This is a genomic window from Pseudomonas sp. KU43P (assembly GCF_033095865.1).
Taxonomy (GTDB): Bacteria; Pseudomonadota; Gammaproteobacteria; order Pseudomonadales; family Pseudomonadaceae; genus Aquipseudomonas.
Genome location: NZ_AP019365.1, coordinates 3309092 through 3334422, shown reverse-complemented (window position 1 = coordinate 3334422; position 25331 = coordinate 3309092). Strand labels below are relative to the sequence as shown.

Annotated in this window: 14 protein-coding genes; 10 read left to right on the top strand and 4 right to left on the bottom strand. The window is 60.3% G+C overall.

Annotated elements, in window-relative coordinates; all coding sequences use genetic code 11:
- Positions 1–53 precede the first annotated feature (53 nt).
- The 7 genes from KU43P_RS15065 to KU43P_RS15035 all read left to right on the top strand — a co-directional run bounded on the left by KU43P_RS15065 (position 54) and on the right by KU43P_RS15035 (position 10168).
- Complete coding sequence (locus tag KU43P_RS15065; protein WP_317658164.1) at positions 54–1466, top strand: amino acid permease; 1413 nt, start codon at positions 54–56, stop codon at positions 1464–1466.
- Between the two features lie 355 nt (positions 1467–1821).
- Positions 1822–2613, top strand: a complete 792-nt coding sequence (locus KU43P_RS15060) for an enoyl-CoA hydratase/isomerase family protein (RefSeq protein WP_317658163.1) — start codon at positions 1822–1824, stop codon at positions 2611–2613.
- 36 nt (positions 2614–2649) lie between these two features.
- Complete coding sequence (locus KU43P_RS15055; RefSeq protein ID WP_317658162.1) at positions 2650–3810, top strand: acyl-CoA dehydrogenase family protein; 1161 nt, start codon at positions 2650–2652, stop codon at positions 3808–3810.
- A 13-nt stretch (positions 3811–3823) separates the two neighbouring features.
- Complete coding sequence (locus tag KU43P_RS15050; protein ID WP_317658161.1) at positions 3824–5941, top strand: acetate--CoA ligase family protein; 2118 nt, start codon at positions 3824–3826, stop codon at positions 5939–5941.
- Positions 5934–7541: a 5-guanidino-2-oxopentanoate decarboxylase gene (locus KU43P_RS15045; protein ID WP_317658160.1), complete on the top strand. Its 1608-nt coding sequence runs from the start codon at positions 5934–5936 to the stop codon at positions 7539–7541. Before KU43P_RS15050 ends, KU43P_RS15045 begins: the two co-directional genes overlap by 8 nt.
- A gap of 28 nt (positions 7542–7569) precedes the next feature.
- Positions 7570–8760 (top strand): pyridoxal phosphate-dependent aminotransferase, encoded by a 1191-nt coding sequence (locus KU43P_RS15040; protein WP_317658159.1) that lies wholly within the window; start codon positions 7570–7572, stop codon positions 8758–8760.
- A complete protein-coding gene (locus KU43P_RS15035) occupies positions 8753–10168 on the top strand; it encodes an aldehyde dehydrogenase family protein (protein ID WP_317658158.1) in 1416 nt (471 codons plus the stop codon). Before KU43P_RS15040 ends, KU43P_RS15035 begins: the two co-directional genes overlap by 8 nt.
- A gap of 78 nt (positions 10169–10246) precedes the next feature.
- Here KU43P_RS15035 and KU43P_RS15030 read toward each other — a convergent pair whose 3' ends face one another.
- The 4 genes from KU43P_RS15030 to KU43P_RS15015 form a co-directional block, all read right to left on the bottom strand.
- Complete coding sequence (locus KU43P_RS15030) at positions 10247–15646, bottom strand: RHS repeat domain-containing protein (RefSeq protein WP_317658157.1); 5400 nt, start codon at positions 15644–15646, stop codon at positions 10247–10249.
- Entirely contained in the window at positions 15646–16548 is a 903-nt protein-coding gene (locus KU43P_RS15025; RefSeq protein ID WP_317658156.1) for a hypothetical protein, read from the bottom strand. Before KU43P_RS15025 ends, KU43P_RS15030 begins: the two co-directional genes overlap by 1 nt.
- 100 nt (positions 16549–16648) lie before the next feature.
- Complete coding sequence (locus tag KU43P_RS15020) at positions 16649–20716, bottom strand: hypothetical protein (RefSeq protein ID WP_317658155.1); 4068 nt, start codon at positions 20714–20716, stop codon at positions 16649–16651.
- Positions 20717–21280: 564 nt separating this feature from the next.
- The gene (locus tag KU43P_RS15015) at positions 21281–21721 is read right to left on the bottom strand and encodes an RrF2 family transcriptional regulator (protein WP_317658154.1); all 441 of its coding nucleotides are present in this window, start codon (positions 21719–21721) and stop codon (positions 21281–21283) included.
- 187 nt (positions 21722–21908) lie between these two features.
- On the opposite strand from KU43P_RS15015, the gene KU43P_RS15010 reads away from it, so the two are divergent.
- The 3 genes from KU43P_RS15010 to KU43P_RS15000 are packed head-to-tail and all read left to right on the top strand — an operon-like array spanning position 21909 to position 25329.
- On the top strand, positions 21909–23510 hold the full coding sequence (locus tag KU43P_RS15010) for an ABC transporter substrate-binding protein (protein ID WP_317658153.1): 1602 nt from the start codon (positions 21909–21911) through the stop codon (positions 23508–23510).
- 28 nt (positions 23511–23538) lie between these two features.
- Positions 23539–24498, top strand: coding sequence for an ABC transporter permease (locus KU43P_RS15005; RefSeq protein WP_317658152.1), 960 nt, complete (start codon positions 23539–23541; stop codon positions 24496–24498).
- A gap of 3 nt (positions 24499–24501) precedes the next feature.
- Positions 24502–25329 (top strand): ABC transporter permease, encoded by an 828-nt coding sequence (locus tag KU43P_RS15000; protein ID WP_317658151.1) that lies wholly within the window; start codon positions 24502–24504, stop codon positions 25327–25329.
- Positions 25330–25331: the final 2 nt, after the last annotated feature.

The window sequence follows — 25331 nt, the reverse complement described above, 5'->3', positions numbered from 1 at the left end:
ATCGGGTCAACCGCTGCACACGCGGTCTTCGACGCTTATTGGAGATAATAATAATGAAAGGCCGTAAAGCTGAAGGTATCCACCTCACACGGGCATTGAAGAGCCGGCATATCTTCATGCTCTCGCTCGGTGGCGTGATCGGCACCGGGTTATTCATGGGGTCGGGCGTGACCATCAACCAGGGCGGGCCGGTGGGCGCGATCCTGGCCTATTTGGTGGCTGGTTTCCTGATGTACCTGGTGATGGTCTGCCTGGGCGAGCTGTCGGTGCAGATGCCGGTGTCCGGCTCATTCCAGGCCCATGCGACGAAATTCATCGGCCCGGCCACGGGCTTCATGATCGGCTGGGTGTACTGGATGAGCTGGGCCACCACCGTGGGCCTGGAGTTCACCGCTGCCGGCATGCTGATGGAGCGCTGGTTCCCCGGCGTGCCTATCTGGTACTGGTCGGCGCTGTTCGTCGCGGTGCTGTTCGGCATCAACGCGCTGGCCACCCGGGCCTTCGGTGAGGCGGAATACTGGTTCGCCGGGATCAAGGTGGCGGCGATTCTCGGCTTCATCATCGTCGGCGTGCTGGTGATCTTCGGCGCGATCCCGCTGACCAGCGGCGCACCGGCACCGATGATGAGCAACCTGATCGGCGACTCGCTGTTCCCCAATGGCCTGTCGGCGGTGTTCGCCGTGATGATGACCGTGGTCTATGCCTTCCAGGGCTGCGAGATCATGGGCGTGGCAGCGGGCGAGACCGACCAGCCGGAGAAGAGCATCCCGCGGGCCGTGCGCAACGTGGTGTTCCGCGTGCTGATCTTCTATGTGCTGGCCATCGTGGTGCTTTCGGCGATCGTGCCGTGGCAGCAGGCCGGGCTGATGGAAAGCCCGTTCGTGCAGGTGTTCGACATGGTCGGCATTCCCTTTGCGGCGGACCTGATGAACTTCGTGATCCTCACCGCGATCCTGTCGGTGGGCAACTCCGGCCTGTATGCCTCTACCCGCATCCTCTGGGCGATGTCCAAGACCGGCATGGCGCCCAGGAGCCTGTCGCCGCTGAGCAGCCGTGGCGTGCCGCTGCGCGCGCTGTTCATCACCCTGTGTTTTGCGTTGATTTCGCTGATGACCAGCTTCGTGGCCGCCGACACCTTGTTCATGGTGCTGATGGCGGTGAGCGGGATGTCGGGCACGGTGACCTGGATCGTGATTGCCTTGGCGCAGTACCGGTTCCGTCAGCAGTTCCTGCGTGATGGCGGGCAGTTGAGCGAGCTCAAGTACCGCGCGCCGCTGTACCCGCTGGTGCCGCTGCTGTGCATCACCCTGTGCAGTTCGCTGTTCGTGTTTCTGGCGATGGATGAGACCCAGCGGCCTTCGCTGTACTGGGGCTTCGGCTTTATTGCGCTGTGCTATGTGGCGTATTTCCTGGTGCAGCGCAAGCGGCAGGGAATTGGGTTGGAGCCGGATATGCCGGTGGCGTGAGCCTCACGCACTCCCTGTGGGAGCCGGCTTGCCGGCGATGGGGCCAGACCAGGCAACCGTGATGAGCCTGTTCTGGCCCCATCGCCGGCAAGCCGGCTCCCACAGGTGCTTCACGGCACCCAAAACCTGTGATGTGCTTGCGAGACCTGTAGCTTGCGCAGTTGTGCGAAGTTGTAACAGCGTTGCCCGACGCAACCCTCGAATTGCTAATAAATCCCTTAAAAACAATCAGATAACTAAATTTAGCTGTTGTTACACAGCGTCCTGGCACCCAATTGCCTCCTTACTGAACACTCGTTTAGCATGAGCCTCGGATCGCACCTCAAATACCCATCACAATAATCCGAGGCCCGTCATGACCGCTCAGCAGTCCCTACTCACGCAAGTCGAAGCCGGCGTCGCCTGGATCACCCTGAACCGCCCCGATCAGCGCAACGCGCTGGACATCCCGACCCTGAAGCAACTGCACGCCACCCTCGAGGCCTACAACACCGACCCCGCCGTGCGCGTGGTGGTGCTGACCGGCACAGGCCGCAGCTTCTGCGCCGGCGCCGACCTCGCCGAATGGGCCGAGGCCGAAGCCCGTGGCGCCCTGGAAACCTACGGCTGGACCGAAACCGCCCACGCCCTGATGCAGTGCCTGCACACCCTGGACAAGCCCACCCTCGCCGCCATCAACGGCACCGCCGTCGGCGCCGGCATGGACCTGTCGCTGTGCTGCGACCTGCGCCTGGCTGCCCAGTCGGCGCGCTTCAAGGCCGGCTACACCAGCATGGCCTACTCGCCGGACGCCGGCGCTAGCTGGCACCTGCCAAGGCTGATCGGCAGCGAACAGGCCAAGCGCCTGCTGTTCCTCGATGAACTCTGGGGCGCCGAGCGCGCACTGGCTGCCGGCCTGGTCGGTGAAGTGGTCGCCGACGACCAACTGGCCACCGCCACCGCCGAGCTGGCCGCACGCCTAGCCCAGGGGCCGACCTTCGCCTACGCCCAGACCAAGCGCCTGATCAGAGACGGCGCCTCGCGCACGCTGGCCGAACAGCTGACGGCAGAACTCGCCGCCGGCCTGCTCTGCGGGCGCAGTGAAGACGGCAGCGAAGCCCTGCGCGCCGCCACGGAAAAACGCGCACCTCGTTTCAGCGGCAAATAAGCACTCACTCATTCCCCGGTTACCCAGGAACAGGCCATGAATTTCCAACTGACTCAAGAACAAGAAATGTTGGTGGATGCCGTACGTAGCTTCGTCGCCAAGGAGCTGCTGCCCCATGAAGAGGCCGTGGACCGCGCCGACGAAGTCTCCCCGGAACTTGCCGCGCAGATCCGTGGCAAGGCCATCGCCGCCGGCTTCTACGCGTTCAACATGCCCGAGGAAGTGGGGGGCGGTGGCCTCGACTACCTGTCCCAGGCGCTGATCGAACGCGAACTGTCGAAAGTTACCTGGGCCCTGCACGTGTTCGTCGCCCGGCCTTCGAAAATCCTCATGGCCTGCACCGGCCAGCAAGTCGAGGATTACCTGCTGCCGTGCATCCGTGGCGAGAAGACCGACTGCTTCGCCCTCACCGAACCGGGCGCCGGCTCCGACGCCAACTCGATCAAGACCCGCGCCGTGCGCGAAGGCGACGACTTCGTCATCAACGGCAGCAAGCACTTCATCAGCCATGCGGGACACGCCGATTTCGCCATCGTCTTCGCCGTCACCGACACCTACGAGCACAACGGCAAGAAGCGCAACGCCGTCACCGCCTTCCTGGTCGACCGCGGCACCCCGGGCATGACCATCCGCCGCGGCCCGAAATGCGTGAGCAACCGTGGCTACCACACCTACGAGCTGTTCTTCGATGACTGCAAGGTGCCGGCTGCCAAGGTGCTCGGTGAAGTCGGCAAGGGCTGGGACGTGGCCAACGCCTGGCTCACCGCTGGCCGGGTGATGGTCGCCGCCAACTGCGTCGGCCAGGCCCAGCGCGCGCTCGACGTGTCGCTGCAATGGGCAGCCGACCGCAAGCAGTTCGGCCAGCCGATCGGCACCTACCAGGGCGTGTCGTTCAAGCTCGCCGACATGGCCACGCAGATACGCGCCGCCGAACTGCTGACCCTGCACACCGCCTGGAAGATGGACCAGGGCAGCATGACCGACGGCGAGGCCGGCATGGCCAAGCTGTTCGCCAGCGAAGTGCTCGGCAAGGTCGCTGATGAAGCCGTGCAGATCTACGGCGGCATGGGCCTGATGGACGAAGGCCCGGTCGAGCGCATCTGGCGCAACGCGCGGATCGAGCGGATCTGGGAAGGTACCTCCGAGATCCAGCGGCACATCATCTCCCGCGAACTGCTGCGCCCGCTGCTGCGCTGACCGGAGAATCGCCATGTCGCAAACCATCCGTGACAACCTCAAACGCCTGCTGGCTCCCCGGCACCTGGCTTTCGTCGGCGGGCGCAGCATGGCCCGCGCGCTCAAGCGCTGCGCCGACGGCGGCTACCCGGGCCAGATGTGGCTGGTAAACCCGCAGCAGGACAGCATCGACGGCATCCCCTGCGTGCGCAGCGTGGCCGAGCTGCCCTGCGCGCCGGACGCGGTGTTCATCGCCACCAACCGTGAACTGACCCTGACCTGCGTCGCCGAACTCGCCGCCAAAGGGGCGGGCGGGGCGATCTGCTATGCCTCGGGCTTCGCTGAGTGTGGCGCCGAGGGCCAGGCCCTGCAGCAGCAACTGCTCGCCGCCGCCGGTGACATGGCGCTGCTCGGGCCCAACTGCTATGGCCTGCTCGACTACCTGCACAGCGCCGCCCTGTGGCCCGTGGCCCACGGCGGCAAGGCGGTGGAAAAGGGCGTGGCGGTGCTGACCCAGAGCGGCAACTTCGCCTACAACCTGTCGATGAGCGACCGCTCGCTGCCGGTGGCCTACATGGCCTCGGTCGGCAACCAGGCGCAACTGGGCATCGCCGAGCTGATGGATGTGCTGCTGGACGAGCCCCGCGTCACGGCCATCGGCCTGCACCTGGAAGGCCTGAAGAACGTGCCGGGCTTCGCCCGCGCCGCGCACAAGGCACTGGAGAAGGGCATCCCGATCATCGCGCTGAAGACCGGTGTTTCGCAGATCGGTGCCGAGCTTGCACTGAGCCATACCAGCTCGCTGTCCGGCTCCGATGCCCTGTACGACAGCCTGTTCGAGCGCCTGGGCGTGATCCGCGTCAGCGGCCCGGTGAGCTTCGTCGAAACGCTCAAGGCCGCGGCCTGTGGCAACCTGCCCAAGGGCGACAGCCTGATCGCGCTGGCCTGCTCCGGTGGCGATGCCGGGTTGATCGCCGACTACTCGGAAAGCAACCACCTGCGCCTGCCGGCCCTGGACGATACCCAGGTCGAGGAACTGGCCCAGGTGCTGCCGGCCTACGCCAACCTGGTCAACCCGCTGGACTTCACCACGGCGATCTGGGGTGATGGGCCTGCCAAGCAGCGCATGCTCGACAGTGCCCTGCGCTGTGACGCCGACGCCGCAATGCTGGTACTGGACTACCCCGCCGAATTCACCGGCGAGCGCAAGGAATGCGACCTGCTGCTGGAACTGTACTGCGCGGCGCTCAAGCGCCACGGCAAGACCGGCTTCGTCACCTCGGCCTTCCCCGAGCTGCTGCCGGCCAGTGCCCGCGAGCGTTTGCACGCTGCCGGTGTCCCGGCGCTGCAAGGGGTAGAGGATGGCCTGGCGGCCTGGGGCAGGGTGGCCCGCTATGCGCAGATGCGCCAGGCCTTGCTGGCACTGGGTGAGTCGGCATTGGTGCCGTTGTGCCCGCAGGCGCTGGCAGGGGACAGCCAGTTGCTCAACGAGTGGGAGTCGAAACAGGCCCTGCGCGGCTTCGGCTTGCCGATTCCGAAGGGTGTGTTGAGCAGCCCGCAGCATGCACTCGCCGATGCCCGCAAGGTCGGCTTCCCGCTGGTGCTCAAGGCGGTCAGCGCGCAGTTGCCGCACAAGACCGAGGCTGGTGCCGTGGCGCTGAACCTGGGCGACGAGGCCGCGCTCGGCGCTGCACTGGGGCAGATGCGCGCACGCATTGCCGCCTACGCGCCGGACGTTGCGTTCGACCAGGTGCTGCTTGAACCCATGGCCAGCGCTCCACTGGCCGAACTGATCGTCGGCATCAAGCGCGAGCAGGACTTCGGCCTGGCGCTGGTGATCGGCGCGGGCGGCATCCTCGTCGAGCTGCTCAAGGACAGCAAAAGCCTGCTGCTGCCGACCACCGACGGCGCCATTCGCAACGCCGTGCTCGGCCTGCGCAGCGCGGCCCTGCTGCAAGGTTTTCGCGGCAAGCCGGCAGCGGACCTGGACGCGCTGGTCGCCGCCATCCGCGCGGTGGCCGACTACGCCTGCGAGAACGCCAGCCAGCTGCTGGAGCTGGATGTGAACCCCCTGATGGTTGGTGCCGACGGCACCACCGCGGTCGATGCCTTGATCCGTCTAGGCCAGGTGCAAGGACACGAACATGACTAACCCAACACTCACGGGCGGCCAGGCGCTGGTGCGCCTGCTGGCCAACTACGGCGTCGATACCGTCTTCGGTATTCCCGGTGTACATACCCTGGAGCTGTATCGCGGCCTGCCCGGCAGTGGCATCCGCCACGTCCTGACACGCCATGAGCAGGGCGCCGGCTTCATGGCCGACGGTTATGCCCGGGTCAGCGGCAAGCCGGGGGTGTGTTTCATCATCACCGGCCCCGGCGTGACCAATGCCGCCACCGCCATCGGCCAAGCCTATGCCGACTCGATCCCGATGCTGGTGATCTCCAGCGTCAACCATACCGCGAGCCTGGGCAAAGGCTGGGGCTGCCTGCACGAGACCCAGGACCAGCGCGCCATGACCGCGCCGATCACTGCGTTCTCGGCCGTGGCCCTGAAGGCCGAAGACCTGCCCGAGCTGATCGCCCGCGCCTACGCCGTGTTCGACAGCGAGCGCCCGCGCCCGGTGCATATTTCGGTGCCGCTGGACGTGCTGGCGGCGCCGGTGGCGCGGGACTGGAGCAGTGAAGTGGTGCGCCGCCCCGGTCGTGGCCCGGCCACGCTGGAAAGCCTGGAACAGGCGGCCGCCAAACTGGCAGCGGCGAAGCGCCCGATGATCATCGCCGGCGGGGGCGCGTTGCAGGCCGCTGGCGAGCTGCAGCAACTGAGCGCGCGCCTGGCTGCGCCGTTCTTCACCAGTGTCGCCGGCAAGGGCCTGGCGCCGCTGGACTCGCCCCTTAACGCGGGCTCTACCTTGTGCGTGGAACCTGGCTGGGAGCTGATCGCCGAGGCCGATGTGGTGCTGGCGGTGGGTACCGAAATGGCCGACACCGACTTCTGGCGCGAGCGCCTGCCCCTGAACGGCGAGCTGCTGCGGGTGGACATCGACCCGCGCAAGTTCAACGACTTCTACCCTTGCGCAGTGGCCCTGCACGGTGATGCCCGGCAGACCGTGGCGGCATTGCTCGAGCAGCTGCCGGATGCGCCGCGTGATGGCTCCCAGGCCCGTGCGGCGGTAGCCCGGTTGCGCAGTGCCGTGAAGGCGAGCCACGGCCCCTTGCAGTCGATCCACCAGTCGATTCTCGACCGGATCGCGGCGGAGCTGCCGGACAACGCCTTTATCAGCACCGACATGACCCAGCTGGCCTACACCGGCAACTACGTCTTCAACAGCCGGGCGCCGCGCAGCTGGTTGCACCCGACCGGCTACGGCACCCTCGGCTACGGCCTGCCGGCAGGGATCGGCGGGATGTTCGGCAGTGCCGACCGCCCGGGCCTGGTGCTGGTGGGCGACGGCGGCTTCCTCTACACCGCACAGGAGCTGGCCACCGCTGTCGAGGAGCTGGACCGCCCGCTGGTGGTGCTGCTGTGGAACAACGACGCCCTCGGCCAGATCCGCGACGACATGCTCAACCTGGACATCGAGCCCATCGGCGTACTGCCGCGCAACCCCGACTTCGCCGGCCTGGCCCGCGCGTTCGGCTGCACCGTGGCCCAGCCGCAGAGCCTCGACGAACTGCAACGGGACTTGCGCGGCGGCTTCGGCCGCAACGGCGTGACCCTGATCGAGCTCAAGCACGTCTGCGCGCGCTGAGCCCATCCCGCACAACAGGATAATTGCCATGCGTTTTTCCTCATTGACCCAACGAATCGCCGGTGACGGCGCCGCCGCCTGGGAGATCCACTACCGCGCCCTGGCCATGCTGGAGCAGGGCCGCGACGTGCTGCTGCTGTCCGTCGGCGACCCGGATTTCGACACCCCGGCGCCGATCGTCCAGGCGGCAGTGGACAGCCTGCAGGCCGGCCACACGCATTATTCCGATGTGCGCGGCAAGCGCCGCCTGCGCGAGGCCATTGCCCGCCGCCACCAGCAGCGCAGTGGCCAGGCGGTGGCGGCCGACCAGGTGACGGTGCTGGCCGGGGCGCAGTGCGCGCTGTTCTGCGTGGCGCAGTGCGTACTGGAGCCGGGTGATGAAGTGATCGTCGCCGAGCCGATGTACGTCACTTACGAAGCGGTGTTCGGCGCCTGCGGTGCCAAGGTGGTGCCGGTGCCGGTGCGTTCGGAGCATGGGTTCCGTGTCCAACCCGAAGATGTCGCCGCACGCATCACCTCGCGCACCCGCGCGCTGGCGCTGAACAGCCCGCACAACCCTTCCGGCGCCAGCCTGCCGCGCAGCACCTGGGAGGCCCTGGCCGAACTGTGCATCGCCCATGACCTGTGGCTGATCAGCGACGAGGTGTACAGCGAGCTGCTGTACGAAGGCGAGCACATCAGCCCGGGCAGCCTGCCCGGCATGGCCGAGCGCACGGCAACCCTGAACAGCCTGTCCAAGTCCCATGCCATGACCGGTTGGCGAATCGGCTGGGTGGTCGGCTCGCCGGCGCTGGCCGGGCACCTGGAAAACCTGGCGCTGTGCATGCTCTATGGCTCGCCCGATTTCATTCAGGATGCTGCGGTGGCGGCGCTGGAGCTGCAGTTGCCGGAGCTGGACGCCATGCGTGACGCCTACCGCCAGCGCCGTGATCTGGTGTGCGCAAGCCTCGCCGACTGCCCAGGCGTGCGGGCGCTCAAGCCCGATGGCGGGATGTTCGTGATGGTCGATATCCGCGAGACCGGGCTCAGCGCCCAGGACTTCTCCAATCGCCTGCTCGACCAGCATGGTGTGTCGGTGCTGGCGGGCGAAGCCTTCGGCCCGAGCGCTGCCGGACATATTCGTCTGGGGTTGGTGGTCGGCGAGGCGCCGCTGCGCGAAGCGTGCCGACGCATCGCCTTGTGTGCCGGCGAGCTGATGGAGGCGCAGCGCAATGCGTGAATACAGCCGCTTGTTCATCGATGGCGGCTGGCAGCAGCCGGCGGGGCAGGGCATGGCCGAGGTGATCGACCCGGCCAGCGAGGCGGTGGCCGGCAAGGTGCCGCTGGGTAACGAAGCGGATGTGGAACGGGCGGTCGATGCGGCGCGCAGGGCATTTACCGACTGGTCGCGGACCTCATCCGCCGTGCGTGCCGGATTCATTCGCGACCTGGCCGAACAGCTCAAGGCGCGTGCCGACGAGATGGCCAGCGTCATTACCGCCGAGCTGGGCATGCCGGTGCAGTGGTGCCGGTCAGTGCAGGTCGACGGGCCGATTGCCGGTCTTGAACAGTACATCGAGTTGGCCGGGCTGATGGACGAAGTGCGCGAGGTCGGCAACTCACGGGTGTACCGCGAGGCGGTGGGCGTGTGTGCCTTCATCAACCCGTGGAACTACCCCCTGCACCAACTGATCGGCAAGCTGGCGCCGGCCTTGGCCGCCGGTTGCACGGTGGTGGTCAAGCCGAGCCAGGAAACTCCGTTGCATGCCTTCTTGCTGGCCGAGATGATCGAGGCCATTGGGCTGCCGGCCGGGGTGTTCAACCTGGTCAGCGGGCCGGGGTCGAAAGTCGGTGAGGCGCTGGCGCGGCATCCGCAGGTGGACATGGTTTCGTTCACCGGCTCGACCGGCGCGGGTGTTCGGGTTTCCCAAGCGGCGGCGCCTTCGGTGAAGCGGGTGTGCCTGGAGCTGGGCGGCAAGTCGCCGCTGCTGATCACGGCCGATGCGGACCTTGAAGCAGCGGTGCGTTATGGCGTGCAGGATGTGATGATCAACTCCGGGCAGACCTGCACGGCGCTGACGCGCATGTTGTTGCCCCAATCCCGTTATGCCGAGGCGCTGGAAATCGCCGTGGACGAGGCGCGCAGTCTGGTGATGGGTGACCCGCAAGACCCGCGCAGCTTCCTCGGGCCGATGTGCTCGACGGGGCAGCGGCGTACGGTGCAGGAATACATTCGCGTTGGCCTGGAGGAGGGCGCGCGGCTGTTGTGCGGCGGGGAGACGGCGCCGGGGTTCGAACGCGGGTTCTATGTGCCCCCGACGATTTTTGCTGACGTCGACAACCGCATGCGCATCGCCCAGGAGGAGATCTTCGGGCCCGTGCTGTGCCTGATTCCTTATGCCGATGAGGCCGAGGGGATTGCGCTCGCCAATGATTCGCCGTTCGGGCTGTCCAGTGCGGTGTGGGCCGGGAGCCGGGACAAGGCGTTGCAGCTGGGGCGCCAGCTGCGGGCGGGGCAGTGCTTCGTCAATGGTGGGGCGTTCAATTACCAGGCGCCGTTTGGCGGGTACAAGCAATCAGGGAATGGCCGGGAGTGGGGGGAGGAGGGGTTGGCTGAATTCGTAGAAACCAAAGCCATTCAGCTCTAGCTCTCGGAGCTGCGGATTCCAGTCACTGTGCAAATCAAGGGTAGGAAAAGGGGGCGTACGCCCCCTTTGTTTAGCAACTTATATTGGCATGAACGTCTTCATGAAGTAATCAATCCCGACATCAGAGCCGTAATAATGCTGATCACCGACCATGCCCTTTTGCTTGCTGATGAAAAAATCGTTTTCAGGTTTTTTGAAATAATTTTTGAAATAATCGCTGAACGTTTTCTGTCCGGAGTTCTTGAACTGTTTGAACAACGCTGCGTTATCAGGTACAGACATGAACATCCTGTTTAGTGAGGCCTTGACAGGTTTGCCTGTCAAGTTGGCAAACGCTTGTGCGAATGACCGGCCTTCGACCGTATGTCCTAAGTCGCATGCGAGCAGCCGGGTGCAGTCATAGCGCTTCATGGAAAGTGTTTGCCATTCTGTATCTGAAATGCTTTCCCATGATTTGTCAGTGAGATTCTTCAGCGTTTTCGGGTTCGTGCGCATTCGTTGTTTCATGTTGTCGCCTAACAGCGCCAGGAATTTTTCGGCGCTGGTCCTGACAGCCTTGTATTTACCAGGTTGGCCTTTGATAGGTACGTAGCGAACGATGTGAACGGTGCCATCGTCAGCCAAGTAACCATGCCCGTTGAAATTAGCCCTAATGTGAGGGCGAATGTGATGTGGAATGGGTTTGGCAACGAGGCCAGTTAATCTGTTCGAGGCAGTAAATTTATCCAGCTCCTTTGCGTAGGTGCCTCTGGATTTTTGTAATTGCGCACGTGTGCTGTTCTGATATTTGTCAAGCGCTTGGCCAATTTTGGCGTCGATTTCCTTGATTCTTATTCTTTCTGCTGCAACTTTTAACTTGAGCTCGGAAGCGCGGTTTTTTAGTTTGGTAGCCAGGCTTTCTGCAGCTGTTTTCCAGAATTTTACGGCGTCGGCGCTGTTTTTCGGAACTTTGGATGCTTGAATGATGGAGTTGATAAGTTCGCCTGTCTTCTTGCTGAAGGCATCGCCTTCGTACTTGTAGGTGAAATCAAGTATCTGGCCGGCAAAATGGTCGACTGTCTCGGTATTTAGTTGTTTGAGGGAGGTGGTTGTAATGTTGTCGCCCTCTATTGTCATGCTGCCGGATAGCATTGCATCAAATTCGTTCGACGCGGAAAGAAACGACCGGTATTCATTGTCCGTATGCGTAATGAAATTCGTTTTTAGGTTCGCTGATTCGTTTCGAAGTGTGATGAGTTCTGCATGCGCGCTTTCGACATGTTTCAAATCGGCGGCATATTTTTCGAGCGCGGCTGCCTTGAATCCCTTGCTGCGTGCCGTAGAAATAGTTGCCATTTCCGACTTGATGAAGGGCAGCATCAAGTCGGCATTGTCTGTGATTGTGCTTTTTACATGGGCCAAGTCTTCAAAGACGCCGATACCTGGTATGGCGTCTGGAGCCAGTGAGATCACATGTTGATTCTTCATCGCACCGCCCAGATCGAACCCATCGATATCGACGTTGATACCCCCTTCAACAGCACTCATGGTTTTGCCGCTCTTGATCAAATATCGAGTGCGCGAAGTCCTGAACAACGATGACGCTCCATGAATTTTCATCGCGCTGCGCAAAACACGCATGGAGTGAAACCCATGTCGAGCGCCATGGGCGAGCATGTTGCCCAATTTGGCAATGCTCCCAGCGAAAACACCGACGAGACCGGCCCCGAACGCAGCCCAGCCCAACTTTTGGGCCAGCCGCGGATTGTCGCGCATCACTGCAATTCTGCTTATCTCCAACGCCGCGAAGGCAACACCTGAGCCATACAACACAGTTTTGGCCGCCAGGCCCATGTTTGCTCCCAGCGCCGGTAGGCTGGCTAGCACCATCGTCAGCTGTCCGACTGGCTCCAATATCTGCGAAAGTCTTGGATTACTTTGCCTGAGCACCATGCCAGCGGCGGTCATGGATGCACCTGCTAGCAGCGCCACGCCGAGCAACGGCGCCGCCGCGCCGCCGGTCGAGATGATCATCGCTGCGGAGATCGCCACCACGCCAATAAGTATTGCCCATTCATACCAGGCTGCGGCCTCGGGTGGCTCGGGTTGCAGCTTTGCAAGGTTCAGGTCATATTCGGCGAACTCGGCGGCCATGGCCTCGCGGCTGATCATGGCGTGACCGCTAGGGTCATGCCAGTTGACGGGATCGCCGTCTGCGCAGTAGGCCCGGTCATTCAGCCCACCAGCCCCCAGTGGGCTCCAGTCGTCAGGTTGGTAGAACACTTTATGGCTTGGGTCGTAGAGCCGATAACCCTCACCCAAATGGTAGCCACCCGTGATCGGGTCAACTCGCTGACCGTTATAGGCCATGCCGGCCTTATGATCCTTGAGGCTGTCGAGATGCGTTTCACCCCAGGGGGTGAACACAGTCGATTGGCGTTGCCATTGGCCATCATCATCAAGCCAGAGTTCGTCACCCCCACCGTGCTGGGGGTCGGTCAGGGTGAAAAGCCACTCATTGTCCACGGCCACGGCAAGGCCCGCGACGTTATCGAATACCCGCTGTTTGATCACCTTGCCGCGCTCATCCAGCCAAGTTTCGGCGCACACGCTTTCCGAACCATAATCAAGGATACGGCGTTGTTTGCTGGCAGTGTCGCATTGAGCGATCAGGCGGTCATATTCGTCGTACTCGTAGTAGGTCAAGGGCAGTTGCTTACCTTTTGCGGTCACCGATCGTAGCCTTCCGGTTTCGCTGTAGGCGAGCGTCTGTTCCTGCTCGTTGGTCGTCAAGTTGCCGTTGCTGTCATAGGTCAGCGTGACGCTCTCTGCCGGCGCCGCCGTGCCGTCTTTGGGTGTGAATTGACGTGTAATGGTGGAACGGCGTGTCGGGTTGTCGGAGTCGGCGTAGGCATAAGTGCGCACGATGTAATCGCCATTGCCGTATTCGGTGGAACACTTGGTCATGTTGCCAAGCACATCGTATTCGTAAGTTTGCTCGAGAATGGCCAAGCCGTTGCTGTCTTTGACCTCTTCTGCGGCGTCAGCTTGGACTGTCCACTTCTGCAACTGGTCGGTTTCACCGGTGACGCTGGTGTTGTAGGTGAAGGTTTCGGTTCGGCTGGCAGCGGCCGAGTCATCACGGTAGAGCGCTTTACTCAAGAGTTGGTTATAGGACGACCAGCTCTGCTGGTAACGAACTTTTACCTGGCCATCGAGCCTGTAACTGCGTTCAATCTCGTGCCCGAAGCCATCGTACTCGTAGTCCACTCGCAGGCAGTGCCCGTTACGCATGTTCTGTACGGTGATGCTGGCGCACTGGCCAAGCGCCGTGTAGTCGTAACGGTATTCCAGCGGCCCGCGGCGCAAGCGGCTGCAATAGCCTTGGGCATTTTCCCACGCTTGCATCGCAAGCCCGTTGTGCGATGAACCCACCAAATTACCGCGTAGAGAGGTCGTTGCCGAGGCACGTCGTTCGTGCCCACGCACTTTGCGGTTGAAGTGCCATTGGCCAAACAGAAGTGGGCGCAGTATTTCACTGGCGATCTCCGACTGCATCGGGTCACTGCCGGCTTGTCCGACGCGCTTGCTGATCGCCTTGGTAAGAAGGGTTGATTCAAATGAAACCAGCGCCTGCGCTTCATCTTCCTTCTGGCCAGCCGCAAGGGCGTACCATGTCAGCTTGTCGGCATCCATTTTGTGGTAGACCTTGCTGCCGTCAGGGCGTATCAAGCCACCCGCGAAAGGCTTGGTGGTCAGGCCCTGGCCCTTGCCTCTATGTAGGCTGGACACGGCATCACCCTGATTGCCACCGCCCTCGAGCGTGACGCTGGCGAGGATGATCTCCTTCCCGTTTAGGGGCTTCACACTTACACTCACCGGTACGTCGCTGAGGCCTTTGTAGGCCCAGCTCACCACCGACTTGTCTGGCCGGGTGAGTCGGGTATGGCGCTGCAGGTCATCCCATTCCAGGCTCCAGCTACGCTCGGGTTTGAGGCTGTCGGCTATGTACTCCGTCAATCCGACGCGCAGGCCTTTTGAATCGAGGGTTTCAGTGGTCCTGACAGACGATACGGCATTGTGTTTCGCAACACCCGCCCAATGTTCCTTGGCGAGGATGACACGCCCATCAGGGCAGTTGGTCTGGGTGCGCTGTTCGGTGCTCAACGCCCCTTTGCTATGCAGCAGGAGGGTTGAGTAGCCGGTGACCGAGATGTTTTGGTGTTCGTCGATAATTGGCTCGTCCTGGCCGTTTGCAACCAAGAACCAGTCTTTGTCGTTTCCTGGCAACGGCTTTTGGTTGTCTACGCGCAAGCCACCTGGCAGGTAGTCGTACTCCACTACGTTGGCGACCTGGCCATGGGCGTCCCAGTAGGTTTCCTCCAGCAGGCAATAGTTACCTGGGGAATGGTCATTACCGGGCGTGTGTTGCAACTCACGGCGCACGAGACGTTGAAGGCCGTCGTAGTGATTGCGCTGATGCCGGTTGTTGTTGTTGTTGTTGTTGTTGTTGTTGTTGTTGTTGTTGTTGTTGTTGTTGTCTGCAATAGTGCAGCACGTGCCATTGCCGGTTTCGCAGTATTGAAGGGTCTGGGTATGGATCGCCTTCAAATCAGATTTCGAAAAGTCGCCACTGTCGAAGACCGTCTCATCATAAGGATAGGTAGTGCTGACGAGGCCCCGGCCACGGCTGTCGTACTCATGGCAGATGAAAGTGATAGGTTTGCCGTTTTCGTCTTGTTGTGACTCTCGTAACAAACGCTCGGTGCGCGTAGAGATGATCTGTTGCGCGACGATGGCTTCATCGCTACCCAGAGCCGCCTTGCGCAACAGCTTGCGCGTGGATTTATCAGCATCGTTTTTGATCAGCAACTCGGTAATGCTTTGGGTATGTCGGGCGGAGTTGTCCTTGTACCACTGGGTGAGGACGCGTTTGCTGCTGCTAATTGCACTGGGCTCGTGGTTGAGAGTCAGTTGCACCAGGGTAATGCTCAGGCCTTTGCAGCTTTCTGCTTTCTCAAGTACCTGTGTCTCGAGGGCTAGCGAGTCGCTGTCGGCGAAAGCTGCGAGACCCTCGATGGTCAAAATGGTACTTGGGAGGAGGGCGCCACTTTCATCTTTGTTGCCATCGGCATAACCGAACAGGGTCAGCACAGGAGATTGGCGGGAGCCGTCTGGCAGCAGCAAGTATTGATACTGGGCGCACACTGGCAGCAAGCCCTTGCTCGCAGCGGGAACATCTTTGCAGCAAAGCTTCACGGTTTTGGCTAGCGAGGTGCCGTCGGCCAGGGTCAAGGCTTTGATCAGCGTGTCAATGTCCGGCACAAGATGGCTGTGGTCGTCGGTCTTTTTCTGGTGCGCGTCATCATGGTAATACCACAGACGGGTGTGCAGGCCATCGTCGGTGACGAAGAGTATGGGCTCGAGGCCACCTGGGCGATAGCGGGTGGTGGTGACCTCAGAGAGGAGAGCGGGCTTGGTTTGCGCAGTGCTGGTCATTATTGCAACTCCTCGGTAGGGGAGGGAGTGTTGAGAGCTTCGACGGTGACACGCTGCTCAATCTGCTGGGCACGCAGCTGGCGAGCTAGCACCGAGTCGGTGGAGGTGGCCTCGCTGTTGTAGCGGAATTCGGTGGTGCGACGTTGCTCGCCAGGCACCTCCTCGATCAGGCGCTCGAGCAGGTGTGCCTTGTCACTGTTTTTAAACCATTTCCATTGCGTGAAATGTGCTTGGCCAGAGGCGGGGCCAAGCGCGGAGTATTCAACTCGACTGGATGAGATCAAAGAGTAATCTTTCCTGGTGAAACTCCAGCCCCACGTATGCTGGCGTGTCGGCTGCTGACTACCAGGGATCACCACATGGTGTTTAACGCGCGGGTAACGATCAATCTCATGTTGATCGTATGTAACGACTTCCAGAGAACCATTTTCCTCACTCACGCTGCAGAGCACATGATCATGAAGCAGGGTCGGTGCATAGCCAAACTGAACGCGTTGATCCACCCTGCTGCCTGAGTCGTGACGCGTCATTTCCCTGAGCAGGCAGTTCTCGATATTCAGCGTAATGGTGTAGGCCTCTGGCGTATCTGGCCAAAAAGTAAAGTTACTGGTGTACTGGCCTTTGAGGACTGGCCAGGTATTATGGACGGCTCTTAGTAATGTGGTTCCTCCGTCTTTCACCGTTTTCAGGCGCACATGGCCATTGCGCCCTTCCCAATCGAGGTTCAGCTCATTGCCTTGGGCGCTGGTTTTTATAGGTACAAGAATTAACGCTTCGCGTTCAGTTTCTTTAATGGTGAATTTTAATTCGTGGCGATAATTCCGCATGTTCTGCTCAGTGAGTTGGACTTCTTGAGTCCACGGGTCACCCCCAAAAATGTTTGTTATTTTTCTGACGGCCACGAATGGGCTCACGAAGTAGGCAAAGACTGATTGCAGGGTTCTTTTGTCAGTAAGGGAAGCTAACTTTTCGTCAATGGCCTTTATGAGTGCTTCACATTTGTCACGTTTGTTTTTTTGTACGTTTGACTGCTCTCAAGTTTGTCAGAGTCTTGGGGGCAGCCAGTGTTTCCACAGTGCCGTCAATGTACTGGATTGTGAGTGTTGTCAGGTCGTAATACGTGCGTTTTTCCTCTTCGACCTCATAGGATGTGCTTGTACCTATTGCTGTTAGCGTATAGCCCGTGCGCTCCAGCTTTCCTGGCGGATCGCTAATTAGCTTCTTGAGGTCTTCCTCCTCGATGCGTTCCGTGATGCCGTTGCGCAAGCTCAAGACATATTGCAAGTTGTCGTAAGAAGAGAATTGGAATGCCCATCCGTCACCCAACGCACTTTCATTGGCACGCAGCGGCGAGTAGTGAAGCGACAAGTCAATTGTAGGACATTTCCCATTTAGGCTTCTCAATATGCCCAGGGAGTAGCTGGCTCTAAAGAGGCCTGTTTTTGGATTTACCCCCCGCAGGTGCTGTGCGGTCGAATCGAAAATCTCGGAGCCACGGGTCCCGCCTTCGTCTGGGCACAAAGTGTCTTCGGCGCGACTCATCAATTGGTTGTGTAGGTAGGACGTGCAGGTGCCAAACGGTTGCCATATACAATGAGGGGAGGTAAAGCCAGCCAAGATAATGGCACGCGTAATACGTTCATTGGGGCGATAGGGTGTATAGAATTGTACTTGAATCGAGTCGCCTTCTCCGTGGCAGGTGACGATTTTGACTCCAGACTTGATAGCCTGCGGATCGAGAGCAAAGCAGAGATGGTAGGGTGCGGCGTCGAGCCCCAGAGACCGAAGTTGATCGATCAGAAAGTCTTTATATTCTGGTTCTGGCGTGGCGAGATTGGTGAAATCGGGTTCAAGCTTGATAACTAAAGCAGAGGGTTTGCAGTGCAAAGGCTTCGCGGCGAATGGGGTCGGCATATTGCGGAAATCGATAGTTGTCCAGCTGTGTCGACCAAGTACTCTTTCGACGCGATGGGTGTAATGCTCGTCAAGGTATTTAACTAGGGTCGAGTTGCCGCTCTCTTTTGATGCCAAATCACCGAGTTTTCCTTTCGATTCTAATAAGTCTATAAAAAACCTGACATAGCTTTTGTAAAAGGTGACTTCATGATGAAGGCGTGATCGCTGGTAAGGGTCTGGGACTGAGTTGTCCAGTAGGCGGTGCAAGGGGGTTTTTTCTAGAGTCTCCAGCATCTCTCGGAGGGCAGGTGCTTGCTCTGAGGCGGTCTGCTTTTGGCGGACGTCGAGGTAAAAACCATGGAATAGTTGTGCAGGATTATTTTCTGCCAGGTCGGAGAACGTATCGGACTCGAGAATTTTAGGCTGCTTGGTTCTCAAGGCTGCACCCAGCGTTTCGAGCAGGTGGCCGTCTAACCAGATTCTCTGCAGTTCGAACGGTGGTGTAAATGGTGTAAAGGGTGATTGTGAACGGTTCAGTTCTTTGATATGGATGTGTAAACCAATTTGCGCCGCGCTGGATACGCAGGTTTTCAGGCTGTCGCTGTTTTCGTGAGATTTGTCGGAGGTCTCAATTTCATCGGGTTGATCGATGGCGAGCCAATGAATGTCGGCGCCTATCAGCGCTTCACCAATCCGCTCGCGCAGAGACACCATGTTTTTTGCTTTATCACTAGCGTCTACGTTTAATTTGAAGGTACTGATAGGCCAGCTTTGCCCACTCCGTTCGTCACTGAGCTCAATGGAAACGGTTGCCTGGTCGGTTATCGCGTGAAGGGCATTGAGGCCTGAACAGTATGAAGTGGTATTTTTTTCAACTTCCAAGGGCTCGCTCATCCAGATGCGAAGCGAAACCCCTGCCTTCCACCAACCCACGTTCGCCGCCTTTTCCGTACCGGTAGCTTCAGCGGCAACTTCCAGCTTCAAATACTCAGCCAGTGGGGAAGCCGCCAGCTGTTTGGCCAGTGCTGAGGGCCATTTGTCCTTTTCCAACTCGCCCTTTTTGGCGCTGAATTTGAATGGCGAGCCAGGGAGAGGGGCACCCGTTAGATCGTCATGGACCGCAATCCACAAAACCTCTTTATCCTTGAGCGCCCGATCGGCGGCAAAGGGCGCATGTTTAATCCAATTTACAAACTCGATATGAACGGACAGGTCGGACGATTGAGGTATCCAAAGTCCATTTTTATTATCAGCTGGCGCGATTGTAATGTTGTCTTTTTGCAGTGCACCTGCCCGCAGCATTGAGCTGTTTTTGTTCAGGTGCTCGCTAAGTTGCTTGCTGTAACTGCCGTCACTTGCAGTTTTGCTAGGCACAAACAGATGGCTCTCATACAGAAACTGGCTGATACGATGACGAACCTGAATGCATACCCGATCACCGTCTGCTAAATCGGTATCCGCAAGCACTACTGTACGCACTTGGTTGGCCACAAAGGGGGCATTCGAAAACAGACGGCAAAGGGAGTCGAACGCCCACAAGCGGTCCACGGCGGTTTTTTTCATTTCGTCCAAAGCGCTGAAAGACTCGGAGGTGGTCGATTGCTCCGCTGCTGTGAATTCGGCCTCGGCTGTCAGGTGCCCGGCTTGCAGAAGAACAGAATCTTCTACGAGCGCCTGGTTGGCTTGAATTGCATTGATGAGCCCTTTTGGCCAGTCGCTTTTGCCTTTATTCTTATCGGTGGCGGTGAAGGAGACGGTTTTTAATAGCCGTCCGTCATTTGGGTCGACCGCCCAGACGTGGATCTGCTCGTCCTTTTTCAGATCGCGGTCAGCCAGTAGATAACAAGGACTGTGCCATAAGCACTCGCCAGCGCCCAAATCGGCGGGTTCAAAACCGGTCATATGGGGTAGCAGATCGTTTCCGGTGTCCGCAATGGGCAAGGTGTGTCGGGCATCAAGTTCGAGATTGAGAACGTTCGTGAACAGCAGGTGCCACTCTGCTTTTTCTTCCTCTTTCGTTACGTGTTGACCGGTTTTAACAGGCTTGGCAAATAGGAAGTTGATGGAAAGATGGTCCTTCACACTCTTCGCCAAGCTATCGATGCGCGACAGTTCATCGTCTTTGGCGTCCGTGTAGATAAGGTCATGATTCCAGGTCTGTATCGGCGACTTAGAGGTTTTGTCGCGCAAGGTGAAGGTGATCGTACGAATACCTGTGCCACCCTCTGGGGCGAGTGCCGCTATCAGTGCTTTGACACTGCTGGCTTGGCCTGAGGCAGTGTGCAATGCACTTTTCCACCAGTAACTGGCAAAGCCGTCCATTTGGATCTGAACCGGAAGATTGGCTTGCCAGAAGGTGAGGGTGTCCTCAGCGCCAAACTCGCCGTCGACGCTTTTATCTGTTCCCAGGCGCAAGTAGTTGCCAAGCGGTGACGCGATGAGTTGTTCGCGAACAAAGGTCGGCCATTTATCTTTGGCTCGGTGATCTTTCAAAGGGAACGACAATGGCGAACCCGGCAAAAGAGTTCCCGTGTTGCTGTCATAAATAATAAATGTGCGGAACCAATTGGCATATTTTTCTTCGGCCACCACTTTTTTATAAGGGATCCACTCGACCTCGGGTTCTTGAGGCGGGGTCGTTTCAGTGTCGGTGTTGTCGTCTTTCTTTTCTTCCAAGCCTTTGAGGTCTTTCAGCACATAAACATTGGCGAGGTTGCGGAATGGGATAAAGTCCTCGTCAGCGCGCCATCTGTTCAACGTATCGTAGATCGGCTTGACGCGCTTGAACGTCTCAAGGGTTACCTTGTCTACCTTGAACAAATATTCAGGATTGAACCGGTGATAGTAGCTGGCCCGTCCAAAAAAGAAGTCCCCGGTTATAGTTTCGGCCAAGAGGATTCCATCCAGCTTCGACCACGCCTCACGATTAGCCACCGTGGCACCGGCATTGACCAGCTTTTCAAGGCTCTGCTCCCAGCGTGCTTTTTTTTCTTCGAACTGGTCGATCAGTTTGATATCCGACAAGAGGATGTCATTCGTTTTAAAACTCTGGACGGGATCTCTGATACTGAGCTTGGTGGCGGAGGCAGATACAAACGGCCCGGTTACGCCATCCGCGGTGATGGTTTCATCTGTGTTGAAGTATTTGTTTAATTCCACGTGGCTATAGGCCATGACCACCGCTCCCATGTTGATGATGAGAGGAATTTGATCGTATCTAGGCAGGCCGACAACTGACAAAAATGTCAGTTGTCGATTTTGATTTTTATGCAGGGCAGGCGGATTGGGGAGCTTGATGGCTTAGCGTTTTTGGCATAAGAGTGCGGTAAGAAGGTGGTGCTGCGAATAAAGCGGCATTCGGGGGAAGGCGACGCGCAGGGAAAGGCGGAGAAAAAATCAGTTTTAAGCTCTTTATTGCAGGGCATTTTCAAAGCACTAGGGCTTGAGTGATGTGTTGGCTGGGCTGGCCCTATCGCCGGCAAGCCGGCTCCTACAGGGAACTCCACTGCCCACGCGATCGATGTGGGAGCTGGCTTGCCGGCGATAGGGCCAGCCTAGGCAGCGGAAATTTCAGGGAGATCGAACCATGACCACAGACTGGGCATGATGCATTGAGTCACCTGTTGCCTTCACTGGCCTCATCGCTGGCAAGCCAGCTCCTACAGGGATTTGTACAGATCTTGAGTCATGTGCAGTACCTGTGGGAGCCGGCTTGCCGGCGATAAGGCCGGCTCAGACTCACGCAGACTCAACGTGCTCCCGCGGCGTGTCGAACGCCACGAACAGCTGATCCGCCGTAATCGCCCCCAGATCCAGCCGCATATTCTGCTCCAGCATCGCAAACAACCGGGTGAACACCTCGTACACCTTGCAGTGATCTTCAAGCCCGGCAAACGGATTGTCGATCTTCTCGGCGATCAGCGAGCTTTCCTGCACCGCGTCATACACCTCGCGCAGGGTGATCTCCTTGGGCGCACGGGCCAAGGTCACGCCGCCCTGGGCGCCGCGGAACGAGGTCAGGATATTGGCCTTGACCATCTGCGACACCAATGCGCGCACGCGGGTAGGGTGCACCTTCACCCACTTGGCGATGGTCTCGGTGCGCAGCTTCTGCGGCGCATTGGCCGCCACGAACGAGAGAATGTACGAAGCAGTGATGAGTCGGGTCGATTGGCTCATGGAGGTAAAGGCTCCCTGCGAAAACGCAAATAGTACACCGTTGAAAAGCCCACCGTCGGGCCCTGGAAAAGCGCTTGTCGTGCCGCTAATGTATTTGTTACGGTAACAATTACAAATTGTAAACAGCTTCTACGCAATCCGCTTTGACCGAACAACAATTCCTTGCGGTTCAACAGGGGCAAATGCCATGAGCGATAACAACAACAAGAGTCCTCTCGTCATTCCCGAAGGCGGCCTGCCGCGCCGGGACTTCCTGAAATACAGCGCCGCTGCCGCGGCCATCGCCGGGGCGTTTTCCCTCGGCCTGCCGTTCAACAGCTACGCCGAAGACGCCACGCCCAAGCCGGGCGGCACCCTGCGCCTGGGCCTGGCCGGGGGCAGTACCACCGACTCCAAGGACCCGGGCTCCTGGGTAGACACCTTCACCTTCATCGGTTTCTCGGCGGTGTACAACACCCTCACCGAAATTTCCGTGGAAGGCACCGCCATCCCCGAACTGGCCGAGCGCTGGGCGTCGAGCCCGGACGCGAAAACCTGGACCTTCACCCTGCGCCAGGGCGTGACCTTCCATAACGGCAAATCCCTCACCGCCGACGACGTGGTCGCCTCGATCCAGCACCACCTGGGCGAGAAATCCACCTCCGCCGCCAAGACCGTGCTGGGCGATGTCGCCAAGGTGTCCGCCAGCGCTCCGGACACCGTGGTGTTCGAGCTGCTCTCGGGCAACGCCGACTTCGCCTACGTGGTGGCCGACTACCACCTGGTGATCATGCCTGCCAAGGACGGCCTGGCCGACTGGCAAGCCGGCGTCGGCACCGGTGGCTACCGCATCAAGCATTTCGAACCGGGTGTGCGCATGGATCTGGAGCGCAGCCCCGACTACTGGAAGCCGGGCAGGGCGCACTTCGCCAGTGCCGAGCTGATCGCCATCGCCGACGGTGCGGCGCGGGTCAACGCCCTGGTGACCGGCAAGGTCGATGTGATCAACAAGGTCGACCTCAAGACCGTGGCCCTGCTCAAGCGCAACCCGAAGCTGGTGATCGAGGAAACCAAAGGCGCCCAGCACTACACCTTCCCGATGCTCTGCGACAGCCAGCAGTTCCGCGACAACAACGTGCGCATGGCCCTCAAGCACGCGATCAACCGCGAAACCTTGCTGGCCTCGGTGCTCTACGGCTACGGCCAGATCGGCAATGACCACCCGCTGCAGCCGGCCAACCGCTTCATCAACCCAGCCCTGGAACAACGCGCCTACGACCCGGAAAAGGCGCGCTTCTACCTGCGTCAGGCCGGCATGGATAGCCTCAAGGTGCGCCTGCAGGCCTCCGATGCCGCGTACAGCGGCGCAGTGGACGCGTCGGTGCTGTTCAAGGAGCAGGCGCGCCAGGCCGGTATCGACATCGATGTGGTGCGCGAGCCAGCCGACGGTTTCTTCTCCAATGTCTGGAACAAGCAGCCCTTCACCACTTCATTCTGGTACTCCAGCCTCACCGCCGACCGCATGTTCAGCATCGGCTACGCCAAGGGCGCGGCGTGGAACGAGACCCACTGGGACAACCCGCGCTTCAACCAGCTGCTCAACGCCGCCCGCGGCGAGATGAACGAGCCGCTGCGCCGGGAGATGTACAACGAGATGCAGGCGCTGTGCCGCGACGATGGCGGGGCGATCGTGCCGCTGTTCGCCAGCTCCGTGGCCGCTCGTTCCAGCCGCGTCGCCCATGGCCCACTCACCGCGCCGTATGGCGAGCTGGATGGCCTGCGGGTGATCGAGCGCTGGTGGCAAGCCTGAACCCTGCATCCAGTCGAGGAGTGTGACGGTGAACAATCTTGGCAAACTGCTTGTGCAGCGGCTGGCCCTGGGCCTGTTGTCGCTGTTTGCGGTCTCGGTGGTGATCTTCCTGGCCGTGGGCATGCTGCCGGGTGACATCGCCCAGGCCATGCTCGGCCAGTCGGCCACCCCAGAAACCCTGGCGGCGTTCCGCGCCCAGCTCGGGCTCGACCTGCCGGCGCTGCAGCGCTTCGTGCAATGGGCGGGGCGCCTGCTGCACGGCGACCTGGGCGTGTCCCTGGCCAACCAGCGGCCGATCGCCGAACTGGTCGGTGCGCGCCTGGGCAACACCTTTAGCCTGGCCCTGCTGGCAGCGCTGTTTTCGGTGCCGACCGCGCTGCTGCTGGGCATGCTCGCGGCGCTGTACCGCAACAGCTGGTTCGACCGGCTGCTGAACACCGGTGCGCTGAGCGCCGTGTCGTTCCCCGAGTTCTTCGTCGCCTACGTCCTGATCCTGGTCTTCGCGGTGAAACTCGAATGGCTGCCGGGCATTTCCAGCCTGTCGACGGATGCGTCGCTGGGCGAGGTACTGGAAGTCTCGGTGCTGCCGGTGGCGACCCTGAGCCTGGTGGTGATCGCGCAGATGATGCGCATGACTCGCGCGTCGCTGATCAACCTGCTGGCCAGCCCCTACATCGAGATGGCCCGGCTCAAGGGCATGTCACCTTCGCGGATCATCTTCAAGCACGCCTTGCCCAATGCTCTGGCGCCGATCGTCAACGTGGTGGCGCTGAACCTTGCGTACCTGGTGGTGGGCGTGGTGGTGGTGGAGGTGGTGTTCGTCTACCCGGGCCTGGGCCAGTTGCTGGTGGACTCGGTAGCCAAGCGCGACATCCCGGTGGTGCAGGCCTGCAGCCTGATCTTTGCCGGCACCTACATCCTGCTCAATACCGGCGCCGACGTGCTGTCGATCGCCAGCAACCCACGCCTGATGCATCCGAAGGGGTAGACCATGAAGCTGATCACACCTCTGCTGCGCGCGCCCTTGAGCGCCAAGTTCGGCTTGCTGGTGATTGTTGCCTACATCGTGGTGGCGCTGTTTGCACCGCTGCTGGCGCCCTACGGCGAAACCCAGGTGGTGGGCGAGGGCTTCGCGCCGTGGAGCCCGGAGTTCCTGCTGGGCACCGACAACCTTGGCCGCGACATGTTCAGCCGCCTGCTGTATGGCGCCCGCAACACCCTGGGCATCGCCTTCCTGACCACCAGCCTGGCGTTTCTGCTGGGCGGCTTGTGCGGGCTGGTGGCGGCGATCAAGGGCGGCTGGATCGACCAGGGCCTGTCGCGGGTCGTGGATATCCTGATGGCCATTCCGCAACTGATCTTTGCCTTGCTGATCCTCAGCGTGGTCGGCACCACCGCCACCTCGCTGGTGCTGGTGATCGCGCTGCTCGATGCCACGCGGGTGTTCCGCCTGTCGCGGGCAGTGGCGATGAACGTGGTGGTGCAGGACTTCGTCGAGGCGGCGCGGCTGCGTGGCGAAGGGCTGTGGTGGCTGGTCAGCCGCGAAGTGCTGCCCAACGCCGCCGCGCCGCTGATCGCCGAGTTTGGCCTACGTTTCTGCTTCGTCTTCCTGTTCATCAGCGCCTTGTCGTTCCTCGGCCTGGGCATCCAGCCGCCGACTGCCGACTGGGGCAGCATGGTGCGCGACAACGCGGTGCTGATCACCTTCGGTGACATCAGCCCGCTACTTCCGGCCCTGGCGGTGGCGTTGATCACGGTGAGCGTGAACTTCGTCGTCGACTGGGTGCTGCACCTGTCCAGTGGCCTGAAGGAGTGCTGAGC

Bases quoted from the DNA above. Each gene is read 5' to 3' on its own strand.
- KU43P_RS15065 (WP_317658164.1), top strand. From the start codon at position 54: ATGAAAGGCCGTAAAGCTGAAGGTATCCACCTCACACGGGCATTGAAG.
- KU43P_RS15060 (WP_317658163.1), top strand. From the start codon at position 1,822: ATGACCGCTCAGCAGTCCCTACTCACGCAAGTCGAAGCCGGCGTCGCC.
- KU43P_RS15055 (WP_317658162.1), top strand. From the start codon at position 2,650: ATGAATTTCCAACTGACTCAAGAACAAGAAATGTTGGTGGATGCCGTA.
- KU43P_RS15050 (WP_317658161.1), top strand. From the start codon at position 3,824: ATGTCGCAAACCATCCGTGACAACCTCAAACGCCTGCTGGCTCCCCGG.
- KU43P_RS15045 (WP_317658160.1), top strand. From the start codon at position 5,934: ATGACTAACCCAACACTCACGGGCGGCCAGGCGCTGGTGCGCCTGCTG.
- KU43P_RS15040 (WP_317658159.1), top strand. From the start codon at position 7,570: ATGCGTTTTTCCTCATTGACCCAACGAATCGCCGGTGACGGCGCCGCC.
- KU43P_RS15035 (WP_317658158.1), top strand. From the start codon at position 8,753: ATGCGTGAATACAGCCGCTTGTTCATCGATGGCGGCTGGCAGCAGCCG.
- KU43P_RS15030 (WP_317658157.1), bottom strand. From the start codon at position 15,646: ATGACCAGCACTGCGCAAACCAAGCCCGCTCTCCTCTCTGAGGTCACC.
- KU43P_RS15020 (WP_317658155.1), bottom strand. From the start codon at position 20,716: ATGGCCTATAGCCACGTGGAATTAAACAAATACTTCAACACAGATGAA.
- KU43P_RS15015 (WP_317658154.1), bottom strand. From the start codon at position 21,721: ATGAGCCAATCGACCCGACTCATCACTGCTTCGTACATTCTCTCGTTC.
- KU43P_RS15010 (WP_317658153.1), top strand. From the start codon at position 21,909: ATGAGCGATAACAACAACAAGAGTCCTCTCGTCATTCCCGAAGGCGGC.
- KU43P_RS15000 (WP_317658151.1), top strand. From the start codon at position 24,502: ATGAAGCTGATCACACCTCTGCTGCGCGCGCCCTTGAGCGCCAAGTTC.